The sequence below is a fragment of the Streptomyces sp. NPDC017993 genome, from assembly GCF_044328065.1.
Classification (GTDB): domain Bacteria; phylum Actinomycetota; class Actinomycetes; order Streptomycetales; family Streptomycetaceae; genus Streptomyces.
The window spans coordinates 122,500-146,978 of the sequence record NZ_JBIRGO010000012.1 but is presented as its reverse complement, the minus strand read 5'-3'; the positions used below and the strand labels follow the sequence as shown (position 1 = coordinate 146,978).

Annotated in this window: 24 protein-coding genes; 16 read left to right on the top strand and 8 right to left on the bottom strand. The window is 73.3% G+C overall.

Annotation, left to right across the window (positions count from 1 at the left end; all coding sequences use genetic code 11):
• Positions 1–101 precede the first annotated feature (101 nt).
• Complete coding sequence (locus ACH4FH_RS22975; RefSeq protein ID WP_398557740.1) at positions 102–548, bottom strand: gamma-glutamylcyclotransferase family protein; 447 nt, start codon at positions 546–548, stop codon at positions 102–104.
• Between the two features lie 174 nt (positions 549–722).
• Here ACH4FH_RS22975 and ACH4FH_RS22970 point away from each other — a divergent pair, with 174 nt between their 5' ends.
• Positions 723–1,424 carry a vancomycin high temperature exclusion protein gene (locus ACH4FH_RS22970; protein WP_398557739.1) on the top strand — a complete coding sequence of 234 codons (702 nt, stop codon included), beginning with the start codon at positions 723–725 and terminating at the stop codon, positions 1,422–1,424.
• 28 nt (positions 1,425–1,452) lie between these two features.
• Here the strand turns inward: ACH4FH_RS22970 and ACH4FH_RS22965 are convergent, their stop codons facing one another.
• Together ACH4FH_RS22965 and cutA are read right to left on the bottom strand one after the other, a co-directional pair.
• Positions 1,453–2,640: a trypsin-like serine peptidase gene (locus tag ACH4FH_RS22965; RefSeq protein WP_398557738.1), complete on the bottom strand. Its 1,188-nt coding sequence runs from the start codon at positions 2,638–2,640 to the stop codon at positions 1,453–1,455.
• Between the two features lies 1 nt (position 2,641).
• Complete coding sequence (gene cutA / locus ACH4FH_RS22960; RefSeq protein WP_398557737.1) at positions 2,642–3,052, bottom strand: divalent-cation tolerance protein CutA; 411 nt, start codon at positions 3,050–3,052, stop codon at positions 2,642–2,644.
• Between the two features lie 279 nt (positions 3,053–3,331).
• Between cutA and ACH4FH_RS22955 the strand changes: the two genes are divergently transcribed.
• A complete protein-coding gene (locus tag ACH4FH_RS22955) occupies positions 3,332–3,694 on the top strand; it encodes a cupin (RefSeq protein ID WP_398557736.1) in 363 nt (120 codons plus the stop codon).
• Positions 3,695–3,881: 187 nt separating this feature from the next.
• Positions 3,882–4,709, top strand: a complete 828-nt coding sequence (locus ACH4FH_RS22950; protein WP_398557735.1) for a hypothetical protein — start codon at positions 3,882–3,884, stop codon at positions 4,707–4,709.
• On the opposite strand, the gene ACH4FH_RS22945 is transcribed toward ACH4FH_RS22950, so the two are convergent.
• Positions 4,615–5,403, bottom strand: a complete 789-nt coding sequence (locus tag ACH4FH_RS22945; RefSeq protein WP_398557734.1) for a sulfite exporter TauE/SafE family protein — start codon at positions 5,401–5,403, stop codon at positions 4,615–4,617. The genes ACH4FH_RS22950 and ACH4FH_RS22945 overlap by 95 nt on opposite strands.
• A 55-nt stretch (positions 5,404–5,458) precedes the next feature.
• Between ACH4FH_RS22945 and ACH4FH_RS22940 the strand changes: the two genes are divergently transcribed.
• Positions 5,459–6,301, top strand: a complete 843-nt coding sequence (locus tag ACH4FH_RS22940; protein WP_398557733.1) for an aldo/keto reductase — start codon at positions 5,459–5,461, stop codon at positions 6,299–6,301.
• Between the two features lie 22 nt (positions 6,302–6,323).
• On the opposite strand, the gene ACH4FH_RS22935 is transcribed toward ACH4FH_RS22940, so the two are convergent.
• The 3 genes from ACH4FH_RS22935 to ACH4FH_RS22925 form a co-directional block, all read right to left on the bottom strand.
• Positions 6,324–6,518, bottom strand: a complete 195-nt coding sequence (locus ACH4FH_RS22935) for a hypothetical protein (protein ID WP_398557732.1) — start codon at positions 6,516–6,518, stop codon at positions 6,324–6,326.
• An 81-nt stretch (positions 6,519–6,599) separates the two neighbouring features.
• Entirely contained in the window at positions 6,600–7,919 is a 1,320-nt protein-coding gene (locus ACH4FH_RS22930; RefSeq protein WP_398557852.1) for a ferric reductase-like transmembrane domain-containing protein, read from the bottom strand.
• Positions 7,920–8,312: 393 nt separating this feature from the next.
• Positions 8,313–9,329: an Lrp/AsnC family transcriptional regulator gene (locus tag ACH4FH_RS22925; RefSeq protein WP_398557731.1), complete on the bottom strand. Its 1,017-nt coding sequence runs from the start codon at positions 9,327–9,329 to the stop codon at positions 8,313–8,315.
• Positions 9,330–9,472: 143 nt separating this feature from the next.
• Between ACH4FH_RS22925 and ACH4FH_RS22920 the strand changes: the two genes are divergently transcribed.
• From ACH4FH_RS22920 to ACH4FH_RS22880, 9 genes are all read left to right on the top strand, one after another.
• On the top strand, positions 9,473–10,852 hold the full coding sequence (locus ACH4FH_RS22920; protein WP_398557730.1) for an MFS transporter: 1,380 nt from the start codon (positions 9,473–9,475) through the stop codon (positions 10,850–10,852).
• 115 nt (positions 10,853–10,967) lie between these two features.
• Entirely contained in the window at positions 10,968–12,173 is a 1,206-nt protein-coding gene (locus tag ACH4FH_RS22915; protein ID WP_398557729.1) for a M20 family metallopeptidase, read from the top strand.
• 131 nt (positions 12,174–12,304) lie between these two features.
• Positions 12,305–14,509: a glycoside hydrolase gene (locus tag ACH4FH_RS22910; RefSeq protein WP_398557728.1), complete on the top strand. Its 2,205-nt coding sequence runs from the start codon at positions 12,305–12,307 to the stop codon at positions 14,507–14,509.
• A gap of 258 nt (positions 14,510–14,767) precedes the next feature.
• Positions 14,768–16,153: an NAD(P)/FAD-dependent oxidoreductase gene (locus tag ACH4FH_RS22905; RefSeq protein ID WP_398557727.1), complete on the top strand. Its 1,386-nt coding sequence runs from the start codon at positions 14,768–14,770 to the stop codon at positions 16,151–16,153.
• A gap of 2 nt (positions 16,154–16,155) precedes the next feature.
• Positions 16,156–18,861 (top strand): nitrite reductase large subunit NirB, encoded by a 2,706-nt coding sequence (gene nirB, locus ACH4FH_RS22900; protein ID WP_398557726.1) that lies wholly within the window; start codon positions 16,156–16,158, stop codon positions 18,859–18,861.
• Positions 18,861–19,256, top strand: coding sequence for a nitrite reductase small subunit NirD (nirD, locus tag ACH4FH_RS22895; protein WP_398557725.1), 396 nt, complete (start codon positions 18,861–18,863; stop codon positions 19,254–19,256). Before nirB ends, nirD begins: the two co-directional genes overlap by 1 nt.
• Before the next feature lie 137 nt (positions 19,257–19,393).
• Positions 19,394–19,972 (top strand): SRPBCC family protein, encoded by a 579-nt coding sequence (locus ACH4FH_RS22890; protein ID WP_398557724.1) that lies wholly within the window; start codon positions 19,394–19,396, stop codon positions 19,970–19,972.
• A gap of 110 nt (positions 19,973–20,082) precedes the next feature.
• Positions 20,083–20,418, top strand: a complete 336-nt coding sequence (locus ACH4FH_RS22885) for an ArsR/SmtB family transcription factor (protein ID WP_398557851.1) — start codon at positions 20,083–20,085, stop codon at positions 20,416–20,418.
• Positions 20,419–20,494: 76 nt separating this feature from the next.
• On the top strand, positions 20,495–21,436 hold the full coding sequence (locus ACH4FH_RS22880) for an oxidoreductase (RefSeq protein ID WP_398557723.1): 942 nt from the start codon (positions 20,495–20,497) through the stop codon (positions 21,434–21,436).
• A 93-nt stretch (positions 21,437–21,529) separates the two neighbouring features.
• Here the strand turns inward: ACH4FH_RS22880 and ACH4FH_RS22875 are convergent, their stop codons facing one another.
• The gene (locus ACH4FH_RS22875) at positions 21,530–21,952 is read right to left on the bottom strand and encodes a hypothetical protein (protein WP_398557722.1); all 423 of its coding nucleotides are present in this window, start codon (positions 21,950–21,952) and stop codon (positions 21,530–21,532) included.
• 1,037 nt (positions 21,953–22,989) lie between these two features.
• Here ACH4FH_RS22875 and ACH4FH_RS22870 point away from each other — a divergent pair.
• The 3 genes from ACH4FH_RS22870 to ACH4FH_RS22860 all read left to right on the top strand — a co-directional run bounded on the left by ACH4FH_RS22870 (position 22,990) and on the right by ACH4FH_RS22860 (position 24,407).
• Positions 22,990–23,205 carry a hypothetical protein gene (locus ACH4FH_RS22870; protein WP_398557721.1) on the top strand — a complete coding sequence of 72 codons (216 nt, stop codon included), beginning with the start codon at positions 22,990–22,992 and terminating at the stop codon, positions 23,203–23,205.
• Positions 23,206–23,412: 207 nt separating this feature from the next.
• A complete protein-coding gene (locus ACH4FH_RS22865) occupies positions 23,413–23,790 on the top strand; it encodes a hypothetical protein (protein ID WP_398557720.1) in 378 nt (125 codons plus the stop codon).
• 107 nt (positions 23,791–23,897) lie between these two features.
• Complete coding sequence (locus ACH4FH_RS22860; RefSeq protein ID WP_398557719.1) at positions 23,898–24,407, top strand: hypothetical protein; 510 nt, start codon at positions 23,898–23,900, stop codon at positions 24,405–24,407.
• The last annotated feature ends 72 nt before the right edge of the window (positions 24,408–24,479 follow it).

Below are 24,479 nucleotides of genomic sequence, written 5' to 3'. Positions count from 1 at the left end.
CGGGAGTGGTCGTCGCCAACGGAAGGCCGCTCGGCGCGGGAGGAGTCGTCCAGGTTAACCGGCAGGCGGGCCGCGGTGACGGCGACGCCCGGCCGCTGTGCTCAACCGGTCCGTTCGGCCGCCGCCGTGGCCCGCCAGTCGCCGCTCCCGATCGGCGTGCCGGTGGCCCGCAGCCGGGCTGCCAGCGGCTCGGCCGCCAGATACACCCAGGCACGCACGGTCCCGCCGGCCGGGCCGACGGCCTCGGCCACCACCCGTTCGTAGAGGTTCCCGGAGGCGCCGGGGGTGTGGCCTTCCAGCCGGTCCAGCGTCGTGAGCACGTCGTCGTAGTCGGCGTCGCGGGGCGTGATGAGCGCGCCGTGCACCACCGCGTCGGCCGGGCCGGCGACCGCGTACGGGTATCCGGGGCCTTCGTAGAGCAGCGCGCCGACGATCCGGGCCGGTTCCTCGGCCTCGGTCCTGCCGCGCAGGGCCCAGGCGTGGTGGGTCCCGCCGGGACGCAGCGTCCCGTAGACGAAGAACGGCAGACGCTCGGGCTGGGTGGTCATTGCTGCGGAATCCTCTCCGGGACGGTGCGGCGGCGCGCGCGGGCGCCGGTTTGGGGCCCACTGCAACCATGCCAGGCCGGAGGGCGTCGCAGCTTGCGGGATCGAACACGATCGCGAGTGCCGCCGCACGGCCCCGGCCGTGGCGGGCGGCGCGGGCGGGGAGAAGGAGCACGGATGCGAAGGCTGCGGCCGGTGAGGCGCCCACGGTTGCCGCGGACACGGCGGGGATGGCGCCGCACGTACCAGGTGGCCGTGTTGCTGACGGTGCTCGCGCTGGCTCCCGCGACCTGGATGAACGCGACGGCCGGGCCGCGTGTCCGCAGCGTCGCCGACGTGCCGTCCGCGCCGGTGGCCGTGGTCTTCGGCGCCGGCCTGTGGAACGGCGAGCCGTCGCCGTATCTCGCCCACCGGCTGGACGCGGCCGCCGAACTGTACGACCGGGGCACGGTCCGCGCGATCCTCGTCACCGGCGACAACAGCCGGCACGACTACGACGAACCGGACGCGATGCGCGGGTATCTGCTGCGCCACGGCGTCCCGGCCGCGAAGATCGTCAGTGACTACGCGGGCTTCGACACCTGGGACTCCTGCAGCCGCGCGCACCGGATCTTCGGGGTGGACCGTGCGGTGCTGGTCAGCCAGGGCTTCCACATCCGGCGCGCGCTGGCCCTGTGCGAGGCGGCCGGTGTCGAGTCGTACGGGGTCGGGGTGGCCGCTCGGCACGACGTCACCTGGGCGTACGGCGGTGTGCGGGAACTCTTCGCGGCGGGGAAAGCCGCGGCGGACGCGCTGCTGCGGCCCGATCCGCACTTCCTCGGGCCGCAGGAGAAGGGACTGGCGGAGGCGCTGCGCCGGCCCCTCCGCCAGAGCCCCTGAGCCGGACGCGCATGCCGGCCGGGCGCCGTCATTCCCGCAGCGCGCGTGCGTAGAGGGCGAACACCTCAGGCCCGAAATACGGGCTGTAGGAGACCCGGTCGCTCTCCGGGCCGCTGGGCCCCCCACCGTTGAGGCCGCCGATGAGACCGACGACGGTGCCGGTCCCGCTCTGCTCGTCGAAGTGGGTCAGCCAGGGGCCGCCCGAGGTGCCGCCGTAGAAGCCGCCGCACTCCATCCGCAGTTGGCGGGTGCCGGCCAGCCGGGTGGTGACGGTGTCGCAGCGTACGGCACGGTCCTGCGGGTCATGGCGGGCGCTCGGGTACCCGATGACGGTGACCTTGGTGGTGTAACCGGGCGTGGGGGCCAGGACGTTGGCGCCGGTGACCTCTTCGAGGGTGCGGCCCCGGGCGTCGGGGGCGACGGTGGCGAAGGCGAAGTCGAGATCGGCCGCCGCACCGGTGGTGCCGTGTCCGGGCAGCACGTAGGTCTTGCCGATCGCCCAGACCCCGTACGGCTGGGTGGCCGCGCCCGACCGGTAGCGGGGGACGAAGGCGGCGCGCGTGCCCGCTTCGCAATGCCCGGCGGTGAGGATCAGGTTGCGGCGCGGAGAGCGCACCACGGAGGCGGTGCAGTGGTGTGCCCGTGCGTCCTTGTCGACGGAGAACAGCACGCCGACGGAGGGGACACCGTCGAAGTGCGTGCCGGAGACCGGGGCGGCGGCGTCCGCCGGGCCGGCGGACGCCGAGGCGGAATCGGACGCGGAGGCGGACGCGGAGGCGGAGGCGGAGGCGGAGGCGGACGCGGAGGCAGACGAGCGTTCGGCGGGTGCGGTCTCGCCCGGGGGCGGGAGCGCGGCGGCCATCCGTTCCTCGGTCCAGTAGGCCGCGGCGTCACGGCTGGTCCAGGTGGCGGGAGTGGTGGGGGCTGCGGCCGCGGTGGGTGCCCCCGGGCCGGAGGGCGCTCCGGAAGCGCCGGGGCCGGTGGCGGTCGTGTGCGGGGAGGTCACGCGGTCGGCGTAGGCGGCGAAGTCGGCGGGGTGCGTGATGCCGGTCGGGTCCTTGGCGCCGGCGGCGCCCTCGGCCGCGTGGCTCACGGAGGCGGCGGCGAGACACAGTGCCGCGCCGCAGACCGCAGCCGTCGCCCGCGTCCAGTGCCGGCTCGGCTCGGGGCGCGTCCGCACGTCGGCGCGCTCCTGCCGCTCAGGTCGGTGCCGCACGTCAGCTCGTCTCCTTCGCGACCCAGGCCAGGTACTCCGCGCCGCCTCGGGTGACCGGGGTCGCGATGATCTCCGGTGTGTCGTAGTCGTGCGCCGCGAGGAGGTACGCCTGAAGTGCCTCGTAGCGCGGGGCCGCCGTCTTGAACAGCACCTGCCACTCCTGCGTGGTCTCCACGGCGTTCTCCCAGCGGAAGACCGAGGTCACCGGTGCGCTGATCTGCGCGCAGGCCGCGAGCCCGCCCTCGATCGCGCCGCGCGCCAGCCGCTCGGCCTTCTGCTCGCTGTCGATGGTCGTCATGACGGTCAGAAAGCGGATCGGCTGCCCGGGTACGTCCGACGACTCGGCCGGTTCGGCGAGCCCGGACGGATCAGACGGTTCGGACGGATCGTTCAGGACGCTCGGATCGGCCACGATTGCGCACCTTCGGGGACGGGGACGGAGACGGCAGTCGGATCATCGCATCGTACGGTCGACGGTGATCATCTCCGTGGTGACGGGACCGCGCCCCGCGGGTGAGCACCCCGACGCCCGCGCCGTGCTCGGTGGACGTGCGGCGCGCGGGTCCACGGCTTCGGATGGCGGGTGGCCCGCGACGGCCCGGATCCGGCCGCCCCGGTTGCGCGCGCCCCCGCACCGGCAAGGATGGAAGAGGGATTCCCGCCGTCGGTCCGCACCCGAAAGGCCCGCACCATGGACGACCTCAACGCCCTCGCCCGCCGGCAGCTCGACGGCGCCAGGAGCGACCCGCACGGACGCAGCGCCTACCTCTTCGTGCACGACGGTCCGCTGCGGCAGACGGTCATCGCGCTGACCGCGGGCACGGCGCTCGACGAGCACAACACGCCGCCGTCGGCGAGTCTCCAGGTGCTGTTCGGCCGGGTCCGGCTGACCGAGACACGCGAGGAGCAGGAGCTGACCGCCGGTCAGGTCATGGCTCTCCCACGCGAGCGGCACGGGCTGAAGGCCATCGAGGACTCGGCGGTGCTGCTGACGGCCGTCACCGAGGTGTCGGAAGAGGAGCGCGCCGGGACGGAGGCCGCGGCCCGCGGCTGAGCGCCCGCCCTCGTTCCTCACCTCTCCCCTGCCGCTGCCCCCGTACCGCCGCCTCCCGCGCAACCCTTTCCAGGGTTCGGCGGTCAGACCTGCCGAGACGACGCCTTCTCGCACGTCGGCGGGAGCGCGCTCAGGAGCGTCCTTGTGCACCTCCCGCGGGTGCACATCTCAGGGGGAGGATCTGGCCATGGCCAAGCGCACATATCCCGGCCGTACGGTCGTCGGCGCGGTGGTGGCGGCCACCGCCGTCGCGGGACTGACGGTCGCCGTCGGCGCCCCGGCCGCCGCCCACGGGACGGCGGGCAGCGGTGACGCCGCCCTCCGCACCCTTCGGGTCCAGCCGCCGTTCCTCAAGCCGGCCGAGCTGCCGCCGCACGCCTCCTCGGCCTGGTTCGCGGGCCCGGTCACCCCGGGGCTGCCGGATCCGGAGCCGTTCTGCCTGGACGGCGGCGCACTGCCCGGCGGCGAAGGCACCTACCACCGCTTCTTCCACACCGACTACGACACCCACGCCGCACAGGTCAGCGTCGTGACCGGGAGCGCGGAGCAGGCTCGACGGCTCGCCGCCTCCTGGGAGGGCACCATCGCCGGCTGCGCCGCCGACTGGCTGCGGGACACCCCCGGCGGCACCGCGTCCTGGGACGACTACGGCACGGTCGCCGTGGGGGACGGCGCGCATGTCTACGGGGTGCACACCTCGGTACCGGACTCCGAGCCGGGCGTGCACCTCTTCGCCGTGGGCCGCAGCGGGGCGCGGGTGACGGTGGTGCACTGGGCCGAGATGGGCGACCTCACGCAGGCACCGGTGAGCGCGTTCAAGAAGACGACGAAGGCGGCCGTCACCAAGCTCGGGTGGACGGTGGGGCGCTGGCCCAAAGGCAGCCTGAGGGCAACTGGCCTACAAATAGCAGGAGTTGGCGTCAGACTGCCAGCCACTGGTCGTAGGCCAGCTTGCACAGCAGGGCGACGACCACGACCACCAGCACCCCCCGGACGAATCCGGCGCCACGCTTGAGGGCCATCCTGGCCCCGACCATGCCGCCGACGAGGTTGAACAGGGCCAGCAGCGCACCGAGTTGCCACAGGACGGTGCCCTGGACGGCGAACATCGTCAGCGCGCCGATGTTGGTGCAGACGTTGACGACCTTGGCGGTGGCCGAGGAGGCGACCAGGTCCATGTGCAGGATGGCGGCGAGCGCGATAATGAGAAAGGCGCCGGTACCGGGCCCGATGAGGCCGTCGTAGAAGCCGATTCCCAGGCCCGCGACGAGGATCGCCGCCACCATCCGGCGCCGGCCGACCGGGCCGGACGGCGCCGGGGCGGTCCCGAAGGCGGGGCGGCAGAGGACGAAGGCCAGCACCGCGAGCAGCACGGCCATGATCAGCGGGCGCAGTACCGCGCTGTTGAGACCGGCGGCGAAGAACGCCCCGGCGAGGGATCCGGCGGCCGCCGCGAGTCCGATGCGCACCGCGGTCCGCACATCGATCGGGGCTTTGCGTACGTAGGTGACGGCGGCCGCGGCGGTGCCGACGATCGCGGTGGACTTGTTGGTGCCCAGAACATAGGCGGCGGGCGTGTGCGGGAGGCCGACCAGGAGGGCGGGAAGCAGCAGCAGGCCACCACCGCCCACCACGGCATCGATCCAGCCGGCCGCGAGGGCGGCCAGGCAGAGCAGGGTCAGCGTGAACAGGTCTATGTCAGGGGGCACTGACCGATCTTACGAAGACGCCCGCGCCCTAAGCTCCGCATTCATGGATGGCGAGATGACTTTTCCGCTGGGCGGCGACCTGCCGGTCCGCCGGCTGGGCCTGGGAACGGGTGGGCTGGTCGGCGCCGGGTACTGGGGGCCGCGGCACGACGATCCGGATCGGCCGGTCGCGCTGCTGCGCCGGGCCGTCGAACGGGGCGTCACGCTGATCGACACCGCCGACAACTACGGCCCCGACGTGGCCGAGGAGCTGGTGGCGCGCGCGTTGCACCCGTATCCGCAAGGGCTGGTGATCGCGACGAAGGGCGGGGTGGTCCGTACCGGCCCGGACGTCTGGCACATCGCGGGGCGGCCCGAGCAGCTGCGCGCCATGTGCGAGGCGAGTCTGCGGCGGTTGCGCGTCGGGACGATCGACCTCTACCAGCTGCACCGGCTGGACCCCGAGGTCCCGATGGCCGAGCAGCTGGGCGCGCTGACGGAACTGCAACAGGCCGGAAAGATCCGGCACATCGGGCTGGACAGCATCGGCGTCGAGGAGCTGACGCGGGCGCAGGAGATCGCGCCCATCGCGTCCGTACAGAACCGCTACAACCTGCTGGACCGCGGTGCGGAGGACCTGCTGGAGCTGTGCGAGAAGCGCGGCACGGCCTTCCTGCCCTGGTTCCCGCTGGGCAACGGCAGGCTGACCGGCGACGCGGGCGAAGCACTCGCGGCGGTCGCCGCCCGGCACGGCGCCACCACCGGCCAGATCGCCCTGGCCTGGCTGCTGCACCGCTCCCCGGTCCTGCTTCCGACGCCGGGCACGGGGGCGCCCGCCCACCTGGACGAGAACCTGGACGCGGCACATCTCGCGCTCACGGAGGAGGACTTGGCGCGGCTCGACGCGGGGGTGCAGTAGCGGCAGCCGGGGGGTGCCCGTGCTACGGGGCGGCCTGCGGTTCGGGGGCTGCGGGCGCCGCCGGGGCACGGTCGGGGGCGGGTGGGGAGCCCGGGGTGACGGTCAGGGTCAGCAGAGTGGCGGTCAGCGCGCTCGCCCCCACCAGGCACGCCGCGAGCCGGCGGCGTGCCTGGAGGGTGGCCGCCGGGATGACGTGCGGTTTGCGGTGTCTGGCCATGGACGGTGGTCCTCGCGGGAGTGGGGGCGGGGCGTGGACGGGGCCGGGTGAACGGGGCCCCCTCGGGGACAACGAGCCGCTTCAGAAGGCGAATTGCTCGGAGTGAATACGGCGCGCCGGGATGCCGGCGCGCTCCAGAGCGATCACCGCGGCCGTGTGCATACCGGGTGGGCCGCACAGATAGACGTCGTGCTCGTCCAGGTCCGGCACGAGGTTGCGCAGGGCACGCGGGGCAAGTGGGTCGAACGGCCCGTCGGACGGCCCGAGGAGATAGTGCAGCGCCGCGCCGCGGGAGTCCGCGATGGCCTCCAGCTCGTCCCGCAGCACCAACTGGGCGGCGTTGCCCGCCCGGTAGAGGAGCGTGAGGTCCCCGGGCTCGCCGGGCAGGGTCTCGAAGAGGGCGCGCAGCGGCGTGATACCGACGCCGCCCGCGAGCAGCAGCACCTTGCGGCGGGTGCGCCGGTGCGCGGTCAGCGCGCCGAACGGCCCGGTGGCCAGGACCCGTACGCCGGGCCGCAGCCGGCGTATCCGGCGGGTGTGGTCACCGCACGCCTTGACGGTGATCCGCAGGGTGTCGTCGCGTACCGGCGCGGAGAGCGAGAAGGGCAGCGCGGTGCGCCACAGGCGCCGCCCGAGGAAGCGCCAGCGGAAGAACTGCCCCGGCTCGGCCCGCAGCGCGTCCAGCCCGATGCCCTGCATCACCACCGAGACCACATCCGGTCCCTCGGTGCGGACCTCGGTGATCCGGAGGCTGTGCCGCAGCGCCTGGCGTACCGGCACCACCAGGCGGTACCAGACGAGCAGGACGCCGACGGTGGTGTGCAGCATCGTCCACAGCCATGCCGCGAGCGGGCCGCCGGCCAGGTCGGGGCCGGCGAGCTGGTGGGCGAAGGCGAGCCCGGCGCCCGCGTAGGTCAGCAGGTGGACCGCGCGCCAGGTCTCGTGCCGTACCCGCCGGCGGACCGCCCGCGCCGAGGAGAGGCCGACGCAGACCAGCAGCGCGGTACCGGCGGCGGCCGCGGCCAGGCCCGGGTAGCCCAGCAGGTCGACGGCGGCGCTGAGCAGATCGGTGCCGGTGTGCGCGGCGTGACCGCACAGCGCGAGGGCGGCGTGGGCGAAGCAGCAGGTCAGGACGTAGCGGCCGCCGAGGGCGTGCCGGCGCGCCAGCCGGTCGGCGCCGACGCCGTGCTCGATGGCCGGCACCCGGGCCATCAGCAGCAGCATGACCAGGACGCCGTAGCCCGCGAGCAGGCCGCTGAGGTGCGCCAGGGTCGCGAAGAGCGCGTCCAGGCGGACCGAGGGCTCGGCCTGCACCAGCCAGAGGCCGACGACCGACACCGCCCCGCCGGCCAGCCCCGCCCGCAGCGCACCGGGCGAGGTGCGCAGCGGGGGCGCCGGCACCGGAGGGGTGCGCGGCGCACGCGTCGGCCGGGGCGGCACCGCCTGCGGGCTGATCCGCGAGTACAGCGGGTGCGTGGGGAGCGGGTCGGCGCGGGCAGGGGGCGGGGTGAACGGGTCGGCGGCGAGGGATTCCGCGGCGGGGGCGTGGGAGGTGTCGGCCTGGAGGGTCACGGGTCGAAGCTACGGCCGTGCGCGGCACCGAAACAGCAGGTCAGCGGGGAATTCTCGTTCCTTAAGGCGCCCTTGAGGGACGGCTGATCGCGGGTTAAGGCAGGGCCGCGAAACGGGAGCCTCGGGGGGCGGCACGCCACATCAGGACCGGCCGGCAGCGGTGGGACGAAGGACGGCCGCCGGGGACGCCGGGGCAGGCGGGACGCTCCCCCCGCCGTGCCGTCACCCCGCCCAGGGGTCCACCGGGACAACGCCCGCCGCCCGGCCCCGCGCGTCCAGCACCCGCCCCATCAGCTTGGTCTGCCGCAGCACGATCGCCCGGTCCCTGAGCTGGAGATGCGGCAGCCGCTCGCCGAGTTGGGTCTCCAGCCGCTGCACGTCCTGGATGGTGTGCAGCCACACCGTGAACAACAGGTTGTGCGGGCCGGTCACCGACGCGCACAGCCGCACCTCGGGAAGCGTGAGCAGAACGCGTACGGCCTCCGTCAGCCGGTCCGCCGGTACGACCGCCCAGAGCGTCGCCGACACCGGCCATTCGGTCAGCTCCCGCGCCACCTCGCAGCGCAGCGCCAGATCGTGGTCGGCGATCAGCCTGCCGACGCGTCGGCGGACCGTGGGGGCGCTGAGCCCCACCGCCCGGCCCAGCTCGACCGCGCTCCCCCGTCCGTCGCGGGACAGTTCGGGCAGCAGCGCGCGGTCGGGCCCGTCGAGCCCCGTGGAGCCGCTGCGCGGCGGCGGCGAGCTGAGGCGCAGCCGCTCGCTCTGCGCCGTGCTCAGCGCGCGCAGGCGCCAGCGGCTGCCCTCGCCGTAGAGGCGGGTGCCGATGGAGGCGCGGGTGGCGGTGACCCCGGGCAGCGCCGCGATCCGGCGCAGCAACAGGTCGGACAGCGCGCCGAGGCCGGGCACGAAGACGGTGGTCAGCAGGTCCCGGCCGCCCGCCATGTGCTCGATGGTGGCGACCTGCGGCAGTCCGACGAGGGTGTCGGCGACGTCCTCGACGCTGCCGGCACGGCAGTCGATCTCGACGAAGGCGGTGCAGATCCGCTCGATGAGACGGCGCCCCGGATAGCCGGTGACCCAGGCGAGCCCAGCGCTCTCCAGCCGGTTCCAGCGGCGGGCGGCGGTGACCGGATCGATGCCGAGGACCGGCGCGACGGTCTGCCAGGACGCGCGCGGCGTGATCTGCAGGGCGTGCACCAGCTGCGCGTCGAGGCCGCCGATGACACCGGTTTCCTGCATGACATCCGTCCTGCTGAGTGTTTCCTGCACTCCAAGCCTATTCCGTTCTCCTCGATAGCGGTGCTGAGCAGCATGGCCTCCCATCCAGGCACCGCCGGAAAAAACCGGGGACTCCCCCGGGCCCCATCGGGAAGAGGTTGGCGATGACTTCAGCGGTCTCCGACAGCGCGGCGGACGACGCCCGCGGCGCGAGCACAGGCACAGGAACGGTCAAGGACGCCCCGTCCCCGGGCGCGGTCCAGGGCGCGGCGGGGCGGAACGGTACGGCGGGCCGGAAGGCACTGCTCGCGGCCACCGTCGGCGGTGTCGTCGAGTCCTTCGACTGGACTATCTACGCGGTGCTGGCGCCGTTCTTCGCCGCCCAGCTGTTCCCCGGCGACGACCCGGTGACCGCGCTGATCGGCGCGTACCTCGGCTTCGCGGTCGGCTTCGTCGTACGGCCCTTCGGCTCGTACGTCATGGGGCGGATCAGCGACTCGCGCGGCCGGCGCTTCGGGCTGACGCTGAGCATGGCGATCATCTCGGCGGCGAGTGTCCTGATCGCGGTGCTGCCGACCGCGGCGGCGATCGGCACCGCCGCACCGGTCCTGCTGGTGGTGCTGCGGCTGGTGCAGGGCCTGTCGATGGGCGGCGAGAACCCCAGCGCCGCCGCGTACGTCACCGAGACCGCGCCGCGCGGCCTGCGCTTCCTCTACAGCGCCATCTCCTACTCCGGTGTCGTCATCGGCAACATCCTGTCCTTCGGGGTGCTGACCCTGCTGCTGGCCACCCTCGGCAGGGACGGCGTGACCGGCGGCGGCTGGCGGATCGGCTTCCTGCTGGCGGCGGCTCTCGGGCTGCTCGCGCTGTGGATCCGGCGCAGCGCCGAGGAGAGCGAAGAGTTCACCGAGCAGGCCGCGAGCGGGCCGGGCAGCACGTCCGCCGGACGCCGTGCGCTGTACCGCGCCAGTGCCCGCAACATCGCCGCGGTGTTCCTGATCTCGGTCGGCGGGACCATCGGCTACTACTTCGGCACCACCTATCTCCCGCAGTACGCCGCGCAGTTGGGCGTCGCGTCGGACACCGAATCGTCGGCCACGATGCTGCTGCCGCTGCTCGCGCTGATCGCCGCGATGATCGGGGTCGGGCGGCTCGCGGACCGGCTGGGCGCGCTGCGCACCCTGCGGGCCGGGGTGGGGCTGCTGGCGCTGGCGACGGTGCCGCTGATGACGGCACTGTCGCACCGGGCGCTGCCGATGTGGGCGGTCACCCTCGTGTACCTGATGCTGATCGCGGCGCCCATCGGGCTGGCGAACGTGCTCTTCGCCCAGCTGTTCCCGGTGGCGGTGCGGGTGGTCGCGATGGGCGTGCCGTTCACCGTCGCCACCGGCCTCTTCGGCGGTACGTTCCCGCTGCTGGCCCAGACGCTCGGCAAGGCCGGGCATCTGGCCCTGGTGCCCTGGTGGGCGGCCGGGGCCGCGGCCCTCTCCTTCCTCGGAACGTTTCTGATCCGCCTTCCGGACCGCCGGAACGGCCCGGTCTGACCGGGCCGTTCGCCACCGGGGCCGGGCGGCCGGACGCCCCGGCCGCCCCCGGTCCGCGTCCTCAGCTCCCCAACCCCCCTCACCCTTTCCCCTTCCCCCACACAAAGGAGCCCGCATGAACCTGCGCGACGACGCCCGCGCCCTGTCCGACGACCTCGTACGGCTGCGCCGCTCGCTGCACCGCATCCCCGAGGTCGGACTCGACCTGCCCCGTACCCAGGAGGCGGTCCTGGCGGAGCTGGACGGACTGCCCCTGGAGGTGCGGACCGGCGACGGGCTGAGTTCGGTGACGGCGGTGCTGCGCGGCGGGCAGCCGGGCCCGACGGTGCTGCTGCGCGGCGACATGGACGCCCTGCCGGTCGCCGAGCGCACCGGGCTCGACTACGCGGCCGACACCGGCCGGATGCACGCCTGCGGACACGACCTGCACACCACGATGCTCTCCGGCGCCGCCAAACTGCTCTGCGCGCACCGCGACCGGCTGGCCGGCGATGTGCTGTTCATGTTCCAGCCCGGCGAGGAGGGCTTCGACGGAGCGCGGCACATGCTGGCGGAGGGCCTGCTCGACGCGTCCGGGCAGCGGCCGGACGCGGCGTACGCGATCCATGTGATGTCCGCGGGCTTGCCGAGCGGCGTGTTCGGGACCCGCGGCGGCCCGGCGCTGGCCGCGTCCAATGTGCTGCGGGTGACCGTTCACGGGGAGGGCGGGCACGGCTCGATGCCGCACCGCGCCAAGGACCCGATCCAGGCCGCCTGCGCGATGGTCGGGGCGCTGCAGACGTGGATCACCCGCACGTTCGATGTCTTCGACCCGGTGATCCTGTCGGTGGGCACCTTCCACGCGGGCACGCAGCAGAACGTCATTCCGGAGACCGCGGTCTTCGAGGCGACGGTGCGCAGTTTCTCGGACGAGGCGCAGGCACGGGTCAAGGACGGCACAGTGGAGGTCTGCCGGGGCGTCGCGGCGGCGTTCGGGGTGAGCGTGGACGCGGACTTCGCCGAGCTGTACCCGGTGACGGTCAACGACCACGCCGAGGCGGGCTTCGTGACGGACGTGGTGCGCGAGGCGCTGGGCGAGGAGCGTTTCGCGACGCTGCCGCAGCCGCTGCACGGCTCGGAGGACTTCTCCCGGGTGCTGGCCGAGGTGCCGGGCGCGATGCTGACGCTGGGCGCCCCGCCGGCCGGCGCCGACCCCGAGCGCAGCCCCAACAACCACTCCCCGCTCGCCGAGTTCGACGACGCGGTGCTGGCCGACGGCGCCGCGGTCTACGCGGAACTGGCCGCCCGGCGGCTGGCACAGGCTCCGGTGGGCGCCGCGTAGAAGAGGGACACCGCGTAGAAGCGGAGACGGGGGGAGGGAGTGCGCTTGCGGGCCGAGCGCGGGGCCCGCCAACTCCCTCCCCGGGGGCCGTTCTTAGAAGGTTCTTAAGCCCGCTGACTATTCACATCACCATGGAATCCCAGTCCCCGTCCGACGCCTTCCCCGAGTCCGCCCCGGGCACCGCGCCCGGCGCCGCCCCGGGCACCGCCTCGACGGCCGCCCGAGACAGCGCCCCCTCATCCCCCGTATCCCCCGCCCGCGTACAACTCCCGCATGCGAGTCCCCGCACCCGCACCGCGCGCCGCCGCGCCGCACGGGTGCTCGCCGCCTCCCTCGCCCTGACCGCCACCGCCGCGTGCGTCACCGGATGCGACAGCGCCTCGGCGGGCACCCTGCACGGCAGCCGGCTCGAACTCCCGGTCACCGGTGGCACGGCCGTCGTCGACACCGTTTCCCTCGGAGTGACCGCGCGGACCGGCGACGGACAGAAGCTGGTCCTTTCGGATCCCGCCACCGGAGAACTCGGCGCACCGGGACCCGTGACCCGCACCGCCGACGGGGCGCGCTGGCGCTACCCCGCCAAGGGATTGACGGTGACGGCCCGTTCGGAGCACGGCCGGCTGCGGATCGGACTGCGGTCGGACCGCGACGGCTCCGTGAACTGGCCCGTCACCGGCACCGACCCGGCCGCCTCCGCCGTCCAGCTCCCGCGCGGCGAGGGCCTGGACATCCCCGTACGGGACGCCTTCTGGAACTCGGCGAAGGGCGGCCTGGCGGGCAGCACCGTCGACGTGGGCGCCGAGCTGACCCTGCCGCTCTGGGGCTACAGCATGCGCGGGCCGGGAACCCCGGGCAGCTCAGGCGGACGGGACGCTGCCGGCGGATCGCCGCGTCCGGGCGCCGGCGGCGAGTCCGGCAGCCGGTACGGCGTCAGCTATCTCACCCCCACCGACCTGGGCACCTCGCTCCGCTTCACCTCCACCGGCGGCCGGCTGCGCACCACCGCCGCCCATGCCTTCGACGCGGGCGAGGACACCCGGGACTACGACGTCACCTTCGCCCTCACCGACGGCAATCCGGTCGCGCCGGCCGGCGACTACCGTTCCTACCTCGCCGAGCACGGCCAACTCGGCAGTCTGCGCGAGAAGATCGAGAAGAATCCGGCCAACGGCAAGCTGCTCGGCGCCTTCCACGCCTATGTCTGGGGCGAGGCCCGCACCGCCTCCGGTGTGCGCCGCATGCGGCAACTGGGCCTGGACCGCATGTGGCTCGGCTACGACGCGGGCCCCGGCCCGATGAACGCCGAGGCCGTGCGCGCCGCCAAGAAGGCCGGCTATCTCGTCGGGCCGTACGACTCGTTCGCCAACGGGCAGGACCCGAAGACCGCCGACAGCCCGACATCGGCCTGGCCCGGCCGGGTCTACCCGGACTTCTGTATACGAAAGGCGGACGGCAGCGCGGAAAGCGGGTTCCACGGCCGGGGCTGCTATCTCAGCTCGCGCGCCTTCGAGAAGGCCGAACCCCGTACGCACTATCTCGCCGACCGCACCCGCTCCATGGTCGCCAACGGAGCGGACAGCTACTTCCTCGACGTCGACGCGACCGGTGAGCTGTTCCGCGACCACGCGCCCGGCCACGAGATGACCAAGGCGGGCGACCGCAAGAGCCGGCTGGCCCGGATGCGGCGGCTGGCGCGGCACCTCGTCCTCGGCTCGGAGACCGCCCAGCCCTGGGCCAACAAGGTGCTGGCCTTCGACCACGGAGCGGGCACCCCGGTGGCCGACGGCCTGTGGAAACTGGAGCGCGACAAGGAGAACTGGGGCGGCTACTACCCGCAGAACGCGCCCAAGATCTTCTTCAGGCCGGTGCGGCTGCCCGCCGACCTGGCCACCGCGATGTACGACCCGAAGTACCGCGTCCCCCTCTACGAGACCGCGCTGCACGACTCCCTGGTCAACGCCGAACGCTGGGAGCTGTCCTACGACAAGCTGCCGGAGCAGAAGACCACCCGCGCGCTCCTCGCGATGCTCTACAACACCCCGCTCAACTACGTACTCGACGGGCCGACGCTGAAGCGGAACGGACCCGAGCTCGCCGCGCTGCAGAAGTACTTCTCCCCTCTGCACCGCGCCGCGGGCACCGAGCGGATGACATCCTTCCGGTGGCTGACCGGTGACCGCACCGTGCAGCGCACGGTCTTCGGCGACGGCACTCTTACCGTGACCGCCAACTTCGGCAGCACAGCGCACAAGGGGCTGCCCGGCGGCTGCGTCGACGCCCGACTGCGCGAGGACACGAAGCCGCGCCGCCTGTGCCCGGCGTCGGCGACCGGGTGACCGGGTGACCGCGGCCGATCAGCGGCAGGGCGGGCGACGGGAGGCGCGGCCGGGCACCCGGCGTGACCGGACGGCCGCACTCGCGGGCGTGTCCAGAAGGGCACGTTCGTCACTCCGGGTAACCGCGTGTGGCACGGTGACGGCGGTCCGGCGGCCCTCGCGCCCTCACACGAGGCCCGACACCCCGCTGAGGGCAGCGTTCCGCACGGGAAACAGTGAGGATGCGAGCGGGTAACAGCCGGGCCGCACGCTGACCACATGACCTCGACAAAGCGTGTGGTGGTGATCGGCGGCGGGATGGCCGGCGCCCGGCTCGCCCGCCAGCTGACCGCCGCGGGCAGCGCCCCGGCAGCCGCCCTCGGCAACGCGTCCGCCGCCACCCCCGCTCTCACCGTCACTCTCATCGGCGAGGAGCAGCACCCGCCCTACAACCGGGTGCTGCTCGCCGAGGTGCTCGCCGGCCGGTACTCCCCGGAGGTCATCGCGCTGCCGGAGCCCGGTGACGCGGTGCGCCGCCTGAGCGGCGTACGGGTCGTGCGGATCGACCGGAGCGCGCGGCGGGTGCTGTGCGACGACGGCCAGGACGTGCCCTACGACGTGCTGGTGCTGGCCACCGGCGCCAACCCCGTGCTGCCGCCGCTGCGCGGCCTCTTCACGGACGGCCGGGGAGACCTCCCGGACGGCGTGCACCCCTTCCGCACCATGGACGACTGCCAGGCCCTGGCCACCGCGGTGCGGCCGGGCACCCCCGCCGTCGTGATCGGCGGCGGCCTGTTGGGCGTCTCGGCGGCCCGCGCGCTGGCCGGGCGCGGCGCCCAGGTGGTGCTCGCCCACCAGGGCGAGCACCTCATGGAGCGCCACCTCGACGCGGACGCCGCGGCGCTGCTCGCCGAGCATCTGGGAGCGCTCGGCATCGAGGTGCACACCGAGTGCCGGGTCCGCGGCGTCGAGACCTGGCTGCGCAAACCGGCCGGGCAGCAGTCGCCCGGCAATCCCGCCACCCGGGCGGTGCAGGCCGTCGAGCTGGCCGACGGCTTCCGCCTCGACGCCGAACTGGTCGTCCTCGCCTGTGGCGTGCGCCCGCGCACCGGCCTCGCCCGTGCCGCCGGCCTGGACGTCGGCCGCGGCATCCGCGTGGACGACTCACTGCGCACCAGCGACCCGGACATCTTCGCCATCGGCGACTGCGCCGAGCACGACGGCACGGTCTACGGTCTGGCGGGCGCCGCCCAGGAACAGGCCGACGTGCTCTCGCGGGTGCTGACCGAACGCCCGGCGGACCTCGCGGACACCGCGCCCGGCGCCGCCCCGTACACGGGCACCCGTGCCCTGACCCGCCTGACCCTCGCCTCGCAGACCGCGGGCCTGGCGCCCGTCACCGACCCGGTCACCGGCCGCTCGGTCCCGTTCGATCTCGCCGCCTTCGGCGAGACCACTCCCCGACCCGGCGACGACGTCGTCCGGCTCTCCGACGCCACCCGGACCTCCTACCGCAAGGTCGTGGTGCGCGGGGACCGGCTGGTCGGCGGCATCCTCCTCGGCGATCTCGGCACCGTCGGCGCGCTCGCCCGCACCTGGGAGGGCGACGAGCCGCTCCCCGCAGCCCCGCTGCTCCACCTGCTCACCACCGATGGAGGCTTCTGATCATGGCCGCAGCCGCCACCCCGCACCCGAACAGCGCCGCAACTCCGGGCCCGTCCGCCTCGGGCACCGCACCGGTACCGGACTCCGCGCGCCCCACCCTTGTGGTCGTCGGCCACGGCATGGTCGGCCAGCGCTTCCTGGAGGAGCTCGCCGACCGCGGCGTCACCGAGCGGTCCCGGGTGGTCGTGCTCTGCGAGGAGCCCCGCGCCGCGTACGACCGCGTACAGCTGACCTCGTACTTCGCCGGCCGTACGCCGGAGGATCTGAGCCTGGTCGAGGCCGACTTCATGGACCGGCACGGCATCGAGCTGCACCTCGGTGACCCGGCCACCACAGTCGACCGCGAGACCCGCACGGTCACCGCCCGCTCGGGCCTGACCGTCCGCTACGACGCGCTGGTACTGGCCACCGGCTCCTACCCGTTCGTCCCGCCGGTCCCGGGCAAGGACAGCACGGGCTGCTTCGTGTACCGCACGATCGAGGACCTGCTCGCCATCGAGGAGTACGCCAAGAACGCCCGCGCGGGCGTCGTCGTCGGCGGCGGACTGCTCGGCCTGGAGGCGGCCGGTGCGCTCAAGGGCCTCGGAGTGCACACCCACATCGTGGAGTTCAACCCGCGGCTGATGGCCCTCCAGGTCGACGAGGGCGGCGGCAGCGCGCTGCGTCGCACCGTCGAGGAGATGGGCCTGGAGGTGCACACCGGCGTCGGCGGCAAGGAGATCGTCGCGGACGACGGCGGCACCGTCACCGCCATGGCGCTCTCCGACGGATCGAGCATCGACACCGATCTGGTCATCTTCTCCGCCGGCGTCCGCCCCCGCGACCAGCTCGCCCGGGACTGCGGCCTGACGGTCGGCGAGCGCGGCGGCATCAGCATCGACGAGCAGTGCCGCACCAGCGACCCCGCCGTCTACGCGATCGGCGAATGCGCGCTGGCCAGTGACGGCCGGGTGTACGGCCTGGTCGCGCCGGGCTACGACATGGCCCGCACCGCCGCCGAGAACATCGCCCGCAGCACGGCACCGGCCGGCGACGCGGCCGACGGCGGGGAGTCCGCCTTCACCGGCGCCGACCTGTCCACCAAGCTCAAGCTGCTCGGCGTGGACGTGGCGTCCTTCGGCGACGCGCACGGCACCACCGACGGCTGCCTCGACGTCGTCTACTCCGACTCCCGCAGCGGCGTCTACAAGAAGCTGGTGATCGGCTCCGAGGGCGAGCTGCTGGGCGGCGTCCTGGTCGGCGACGCCGAGGCATACGGCATGCTCCGCCCGCTGACCGGCTCCGTTCCCCCGCTGGCCCCTGAGCAGTTGGTGCTCCCCGCAGGCTTCGCGGCCGACGGCGGCGGCGCCGCGCTCGGGCCGTCCGCACTCCCCGACAGCGCCGTGCTGTGCAACTGTCACAACGTCACCAAGGGGACCGTCCGGGCCGCCGTCACCGAGCACTCCTGCACCACCCTCCCCGAGGTCAAGAAGTGCACCAAGGCCGGCACCGGCTGCGGCAGCTGCATCAAGACGCTCACCGCCGTCGTCAACGACGAACTGGCCGCGAACGGCGCCACCATCGACTCCGGCCTGTGCGGCTGCTTCCCGCACACCCGCGCCGAGCTCTACGAGATCGTCCGCACCCTGCGCGTGACGACCTTCGCGGAGCTGCTGGACTCGCACGGCCGCCCGGAGGCCAGGGACGGTGACGGCTGCGAGGTCTGCAAGCCGACCGTCGGCTCGATCATCGCCTCCCTCGCCCCGTCCGTCGGCGCCGACGGCTACGTCCTCGAAGGCGAGCAGGCCGCCCTTCAGGACACCAACGACCACTTCCTCGCCAATCTCCAGCGCAACGGCTCGTACTCGATCGTGCCGCGCATCCCCGGCGGTGAGATCACCCCGGAGAAGCTGATCGTCATCGGCGAGGTGGCCCGCGACTTCGGCCTCTACACCAAGATCACCGGCGGCCAGCGGATCGACCTGTTCGGCGCCCGCGTCGACCAGCTCCCGCAGGTGTGGGCCCGGCTGGTGGACGCCGGCTTCGAGTCGGGGCACGCGTACGGCAAGGCCCTGCGCACCGTGAAGTCCTGCGTCGGACAGACCTGGTGCCGCTACGGCGTCCAGGACTCCGTCCGGATGGCCATCGACCTGGAACTGCGCTACCGCGGCCTGCGCTCACCGCACAAGCTCAAGTCCGCGGTGTCCGGCTGCGCCCGCGAGTGTGCGGAGGCGCGAGGCAAGGACTTCGGCATCATCGCCACCTCCAACGGCTGGAACCTCTACGTGGGTGGCAACGGCGGCGCCGATCCGCGCCACGCCGACCTCCTCGCCCAGGACCTCTCGGACGCCGAACTGGTCCGCCTCATCGACCGGTTCCTGATGTTCTACATCCGCACCGCCGACCGGCTGGAGCGCACCTCGGCGTGGCTGGAGCGGATCGAGGGCGGCCTCGACCACGTACGGGACGTCGTCGTCCACGACTCGCTCGGCCTGTGCGACGAGCTGGAAGCCCTGATGGCCGCGCATGTCTCGCACTACCGCGACGAGTGGGCCGAGACCCTCGCGGACCCGGAGCGGCTGGCCCGCTTCGTCTCCTTCGTCAACGCGCCGGACGCGCCGGACCCGTCGGTCCAGTTCGTGCCCGAGCGCGACCAGGTCAAGCCGGACCTGACGCTGCTGGCCGGCCCGACCCTGCCCATACGCACTCTGGAAGGGACCTCCGTCTGATGACCACCGCTCCGAGCTCCACGCTGACCACCGCGCCCCTCGCGCCCGCCACCACCACCGTCGAGATCCTCTGCGAGGACGGCTGGTTCGCGGTCTGCTCGCTCGACGACCTCATCGCGGGGCGCGGGGTCGCCGCCCTGCTCCCCGACGGCGGTCAGGCCGCGCTGTTCGTGGACCGCGCCGGCCAGGCGTACGCGATCGGCAACCGTGACCCGTTCACCGGCGCGTACGTGCTCTCCCGCGGCCTGACGGGCTCCACCGACGGCCGTCCGTTCGTGGCGTCGCCGCTGCTCAAGCAGCGCTTCGACCTCGCGACCGGCGAATGCCTGGATGACGCGGCGATGTCGGTCCCCACCTACCGCGTACGCACCCGGAGCGGCGCGATCGGCAGCTGACGGCTCGGGCGCGCCCCAGGGCGCCCGCTCACCCGCCCACCCCACTCAGGCGCAACCCACGGGTTGCACCTCCCACCGCGACGTGCAACCATCGAGTAGCACGTTAGGCAATGCGAAACGGTGGGAGGTTCCACGCCATGAACATCGACAGCGACCGCGGCCACACCCGCGACACCAGCGACAACACCGACGGCCACACCGGCGACGGGGGCAACGCAGGCGGAGGCGAGAGCGGCAGGGGGTCCGGCGGGGCGGACGCGGAGCGCGCCGGGAACCGCATCGCACGCGAGGTCAGCATCGCCGCGCCCGTGGAGCGTGTCTGGGCGGTGCTCACCGAGCCGGAGCACGTCGGATCCTGGTTCGGGCAAGGCACACCGACCCCGGTCGACCTCCGCCCCGGCGGCATCATGCAGCTCGACCACGGCGCATACGGCCAGTTCCCGACCACCATCGTCCGGGTCGAACCACCCCACCGCTTCTCCTACCGGTGGGCCAGCGCGTTCCCCGGAGAGGTCGCGACCGAGGGCAACTCCACCCTGGTGGAGTTCACCCTCACCCCGGAGGGCGACGGCACCCGGCTGCGGGTGGTGGAGACCGGCTTCGCGGACCTCACCCTGCCCGAGGACAAGCCGGGCGGCTCGTACGAGAGCCACTCCGAGGGCTGGTCCGGCCAGGTCGAGAACATTCGCCGGTACGCGGAGCGGCTCGCGGCATGACCACGGACGGACACGGGGGCAGGCGCGCGACCGGAGGCGCGGAGGCCGTCGCGGGCACCGACACTGGTGGTGGCGCCGGCACCGCAGATGGCGCCGGCAGCAGCGACACCGTGGCGGAGGTGCTGTCCGCCCTGGCGGACCCGACCCGCCGCCGGATACTCGACGCCCTCGCCGCGCACGGCGAGGCGACCGCCACGGTCCTGGCGGCGGAACTGCCGGTCAGCCGCCAGGCCATCGTCAAACACCTGGGGGTCCTCGACCGGGCCGGCCTGGTCGCCGGCCACCGCGAGGGCCGCGAGGCGCGCTACCGGGTGCGCCCCGACCTCCTCGGTATCACCGCCCGCTGGATGGACCGCGTCGCCGCCGACTGGGACACCCGCCTCTCGGCCATCAAGCGCCTCGCCGAGCGGGAAACGCCCCCAGCGCCCCGGCACTCCGACCACTGACGCAGACCCGACTCCCCGAGAGCGACCCCACCGGCCCCAGAGCTACGCTGGGTGCCCCCTACGGAGGAGTGCAGGCGTGACCCGGTGGAACACCAGCCACATCCCCGACCAGACCGGCCGCTCGGCGGTCATCACGGGCGCCAACAGCGGCATCGGCTACGTCACCGCGCGGGAGCTGGCGCGGCGCGGCGCCCGCGTCCTGATGGCCTGCCGCAACGAGGCGCGGGGTGTCGCCGCGCTGGAGCGGCTTCGCTCCGAAGTCCCCACCGCCGAAGCGGAGTTCCGGCAGCTGGATCTGGCCGACCTGTCGTCGGTGCGGGACTTCGCCGCCACGCTCGGCGACTTCGACGGTGACCGGCTGGACCTGCTCATCAACAACGCCGGCGTCATGGCCCTGCCGTACCGCACCACCACCGACGGCTTCGAGATGCAGTTCGGCACCAACCACCTCGGCCACTTCGCGTTGACCGGGCTCCTGCTGCCCAAACTCCTCGCCACCCCTGGGGCGCGCGTCGTCACCGTCTCCAGCATGCTGCACGCCATCGCCGACGTCGATCTCGACGACCTCAACAGCGAGCGTTCCTACCGCCGCTGGATCGCCTACGGCCGGTCGAAGAGCGCCAACCTCCTCTTCGTCCACGAGCTGTCCCGGCGTCTGGCATCGGCCGGCTCGCAGGTCGTCGCGGCCGCCGCGCACCCCGGTTACGCCTCCACCAACCTCCAGACCACGGGCGCCCGGATGGAAGGCCGCAGGTCCGCCGAGCGATTCGCCGAAATGGGCAACCGCATCATCGCCCAGTCCCCGGAAGGCGGCGCCCTGGGCACGCTCTGCGCGGCCACCGCCCCGCACATGAGGCCGGACTCCTTCATCGGCCCCCGCAGCGGCCTGCGCGGCGCCCCGGCCCCGTCCTTCCGCGCCCCGTGGACCAAGAAGGACACCACCTCCGAGCGCCTCTGGGCAGCCTCCGTCGAACTCAGCGGCGTCCGCTACGACTTCACCCCGCCGACGAAGCCCTGACGGCAGGCGCCTGCGCACCGTACCCAAGGGCAGCAAGGGCCCTCCGGTCACTGGTGGGTCCCCGATCGCCGACGAAGCTCATCGCGGCTGCCCTCATCCCAGCCCCGACGCCTCGAACACCGCCCGCGCACCATCGTGATCGATCCGGTCCGCCAGCTCCCGCAGCGGCGCCGCGCCACAGCGCAGCAGCCCACGCTCGCGGGAGCGGCGCACGCCCTGCTCAAGGCGGTGCCACAACAGCGGGTTCGTGGTGAGCACCCTGGGGTCCAGCTCCACCCGGCCACCCAGGGCGTCACACAGCACCAGCCGCGGGGCCGTTCCGTCACTGCGGCGGACGAGGACGAGCAGATCGGTGCGGATCGTGCACGTACGCACCAGTCCGCGGGAGGCCAGCCAGTGCTCGCCGGCAGTCACCCGTGGCGGGCAGAGGACCGCGAACAGCGCCAGCGCGACGGCCGTCCAGCACAGCGCGCGCCAGTGCCCGAGGGTCCCGTTGGCCAGGTCGACCAGCAGCATGAGAGTGAGCAGTCCGGCCGCGCACCGGAGTGCGCTGCGCAGTTCGGACAGCCAGGCCCGGTCCCGGCCGCCCGCTTCACCACGCCGCAGCGGCGGTGGCGGGATCGCCGACCGAACACTCCGCCGCCCGCCCCTCGCCGCCGCCCGCCCCACAGCGGCCCTTCCGAGCACCGTCCGCCCCCTGCCATCCGTCCCACCCACCCCTCCCGCAGTGCTGATGTTGTCCCTGTCGTCGCTGTCGTCCCCGTCGTCTCTCGTGAAGTCGGGCCCCAGGCCACGTCGCCGTCCCATACACCGAAGCTAGAGCGGCGGCGCCGGACGGCAGGGGGCATTTGCACGGCGCTGACGCGGCCCCCGCGAACCTTGACGCGACCGTGGGGCGACGTTGACACGGACACCGAAATGCGGCCACGCCGCACACGAAACCGGCCGGACGCCCCCGGCGCTGTCACGGACCGCCCACCACACGCAGCGCCTTCTGCGGACCCGGCACGGCGCGGCCGTCGCCCACGCGATCCGTTGAAAGACGAACACGGCCATCTGCCGCCCCACTCCCGCCCGGCACCCGCATGCGGAAGCCGCTGATTGTCAGTGGCGCCCCCTACCGTGAGGTCGTGGAAGCCGCCATGCATGACGAGGGGCACTACCCCGAAGCCGCCGCTCAGGCCGGGCTGCTGAGCTCCTGCCTCGACGAGAGCACGAAGGCTCCGGCCGCACTCGCCGCCTGACTCACCGAGTGCGCCCAACTGCTCGCCGATACCCTCCGCGCCGCGGGCCCCGACGCCGAGATCTGGCCCCCTCCCCCACGGATCCCCTGCCTTCTTCGCCCGGCGCATGGCCCACGAGACGGTCATTCACCGGGCCGACGCGACTCTGACTCTCGGCAGTGTCCTCACCGTCGACCAGCGGGTCGCCCTCGACGCCCTCGACGAGTGAGGGGAACCGGGCTCACTCCCCGAGATGTTCGACCACCACCCCGACCGGCGCGAACTCCTCGGCCCCGGCCGCACCCTGCGCCGCCACACCACAGACACCTGGTGGCGGAGGCCGCCGCCGACTGGCTCGTCGACCTCACCGGCAATGCCCTGGCCTGGCGTCGTGCGGAGGAACCGGCCGCGGTCTCGGTCCGCGCACCCCTGACGGGCCTGCTGCTGCTCATCTACGGCCGCCGCCCCGCCGACGACACGATTTTCGCTTTCGCAGGCGATGCGGAACTGCTGGAATTCTGGCTGGCGCGGGTGCTGTTCGGCTGAGCGGCTGCCCCTGCGCGCGGCGGACGGTGGGACGGTCGCCGTCGGCTGGTGGGGCTGATGACCGTGGCCCGGTGGCCTGGTGGCGCGTTGGCCGGAACGATGCAGCGGCCGGCCGCCCGTCGGTGCCTCACACGAACCCATGAGGCCGCCATGGCGTGAGTTAGGTTGAACGCCACCGACCGAACCAACCGCCAGGGAGACCGGAAAATGACCGAATCCGACCACACGGGCAGCACTCCCGGCCTGCCTCCGACGCCTCCCCCGCTCCCGCCCGAGGCGGCGGACGCCGGACCGCGGCCCGTACCGACGAGCGAGGCCGAGGCCCTGGAGATCGGTCGGCAACACTACCCGGAGGTCGGCTCACCGGGCGGGCCGTCCGCGCTGTACGTCCATGAATTCGACATCGGTTACCTGATCCATGCGGGCTGGCCGGCCCCCGAGGACCCCACGGCCCCTCCCACGGCCCCCGGGGGCAGCAACATCGTCATCAACAAGGCCAACGGCGACGTGACCCCCCTCCCCAACTTCCCCCCGGAGGCGGCGGTGGAGCTCTACCACAGCTCCTACCGCCCAAGCGGCTCCTGAACGCGCCTGGTTGCTTGCCCGGCCGGGCCTGTCGAGCTGTCAGCGCGGTTGGTTAAGCTTTGGCTTGAATATCTCATTGGGTAACCATTACGAACACGGGGGACGTTGTGGCGGGCGCTGGTGGGTTCCAGACCAACGTGGAGGGCCTCAAGGCCGAGGGCACGAACTTCGTCAATCTCGGTGACGACTTCTATTCCTCGGTGGCACGGCTGATGGACGGCCTGCACGCGTTGGGGGCGGGCCCGCCCAGCCAGGGGGGAGACGGCCCGCCGGAGGAGAAGAAGTCCTTCGGTGAGCAGTTCGTGAGCGGTCTGACGACGTTCGCCAGCAAGGCCGATGCTCCTCCGTGGGGGGATGACGAGATCGGCGAGAAGTTCGGCGTCGTCTACGAGGGCGTCCGTGACGGCATGTACGAGTCGATGGGCCACCTTTCCTCGAAGCTCCTGGAAATCGGCAAGGCGCTGACCTCGATGTCCAAGCACCACGCGGAGAACGAGGACTTCAACGACTCGCTGATGAAGCAGCATGTCGCCAATCAGCAGGCGTGGCAGGACCCGACGAAGGACCCCGGGAAGGGCACCTACACCGAGGCCCGCCTCACCGGCCCGTCGTCCTGACCCACCGGGCTGCCCGGCCCCTGGACCGCCGACCGGTCCCAACCTCTTGACGCGGGCCCCTTTCCGCACGGC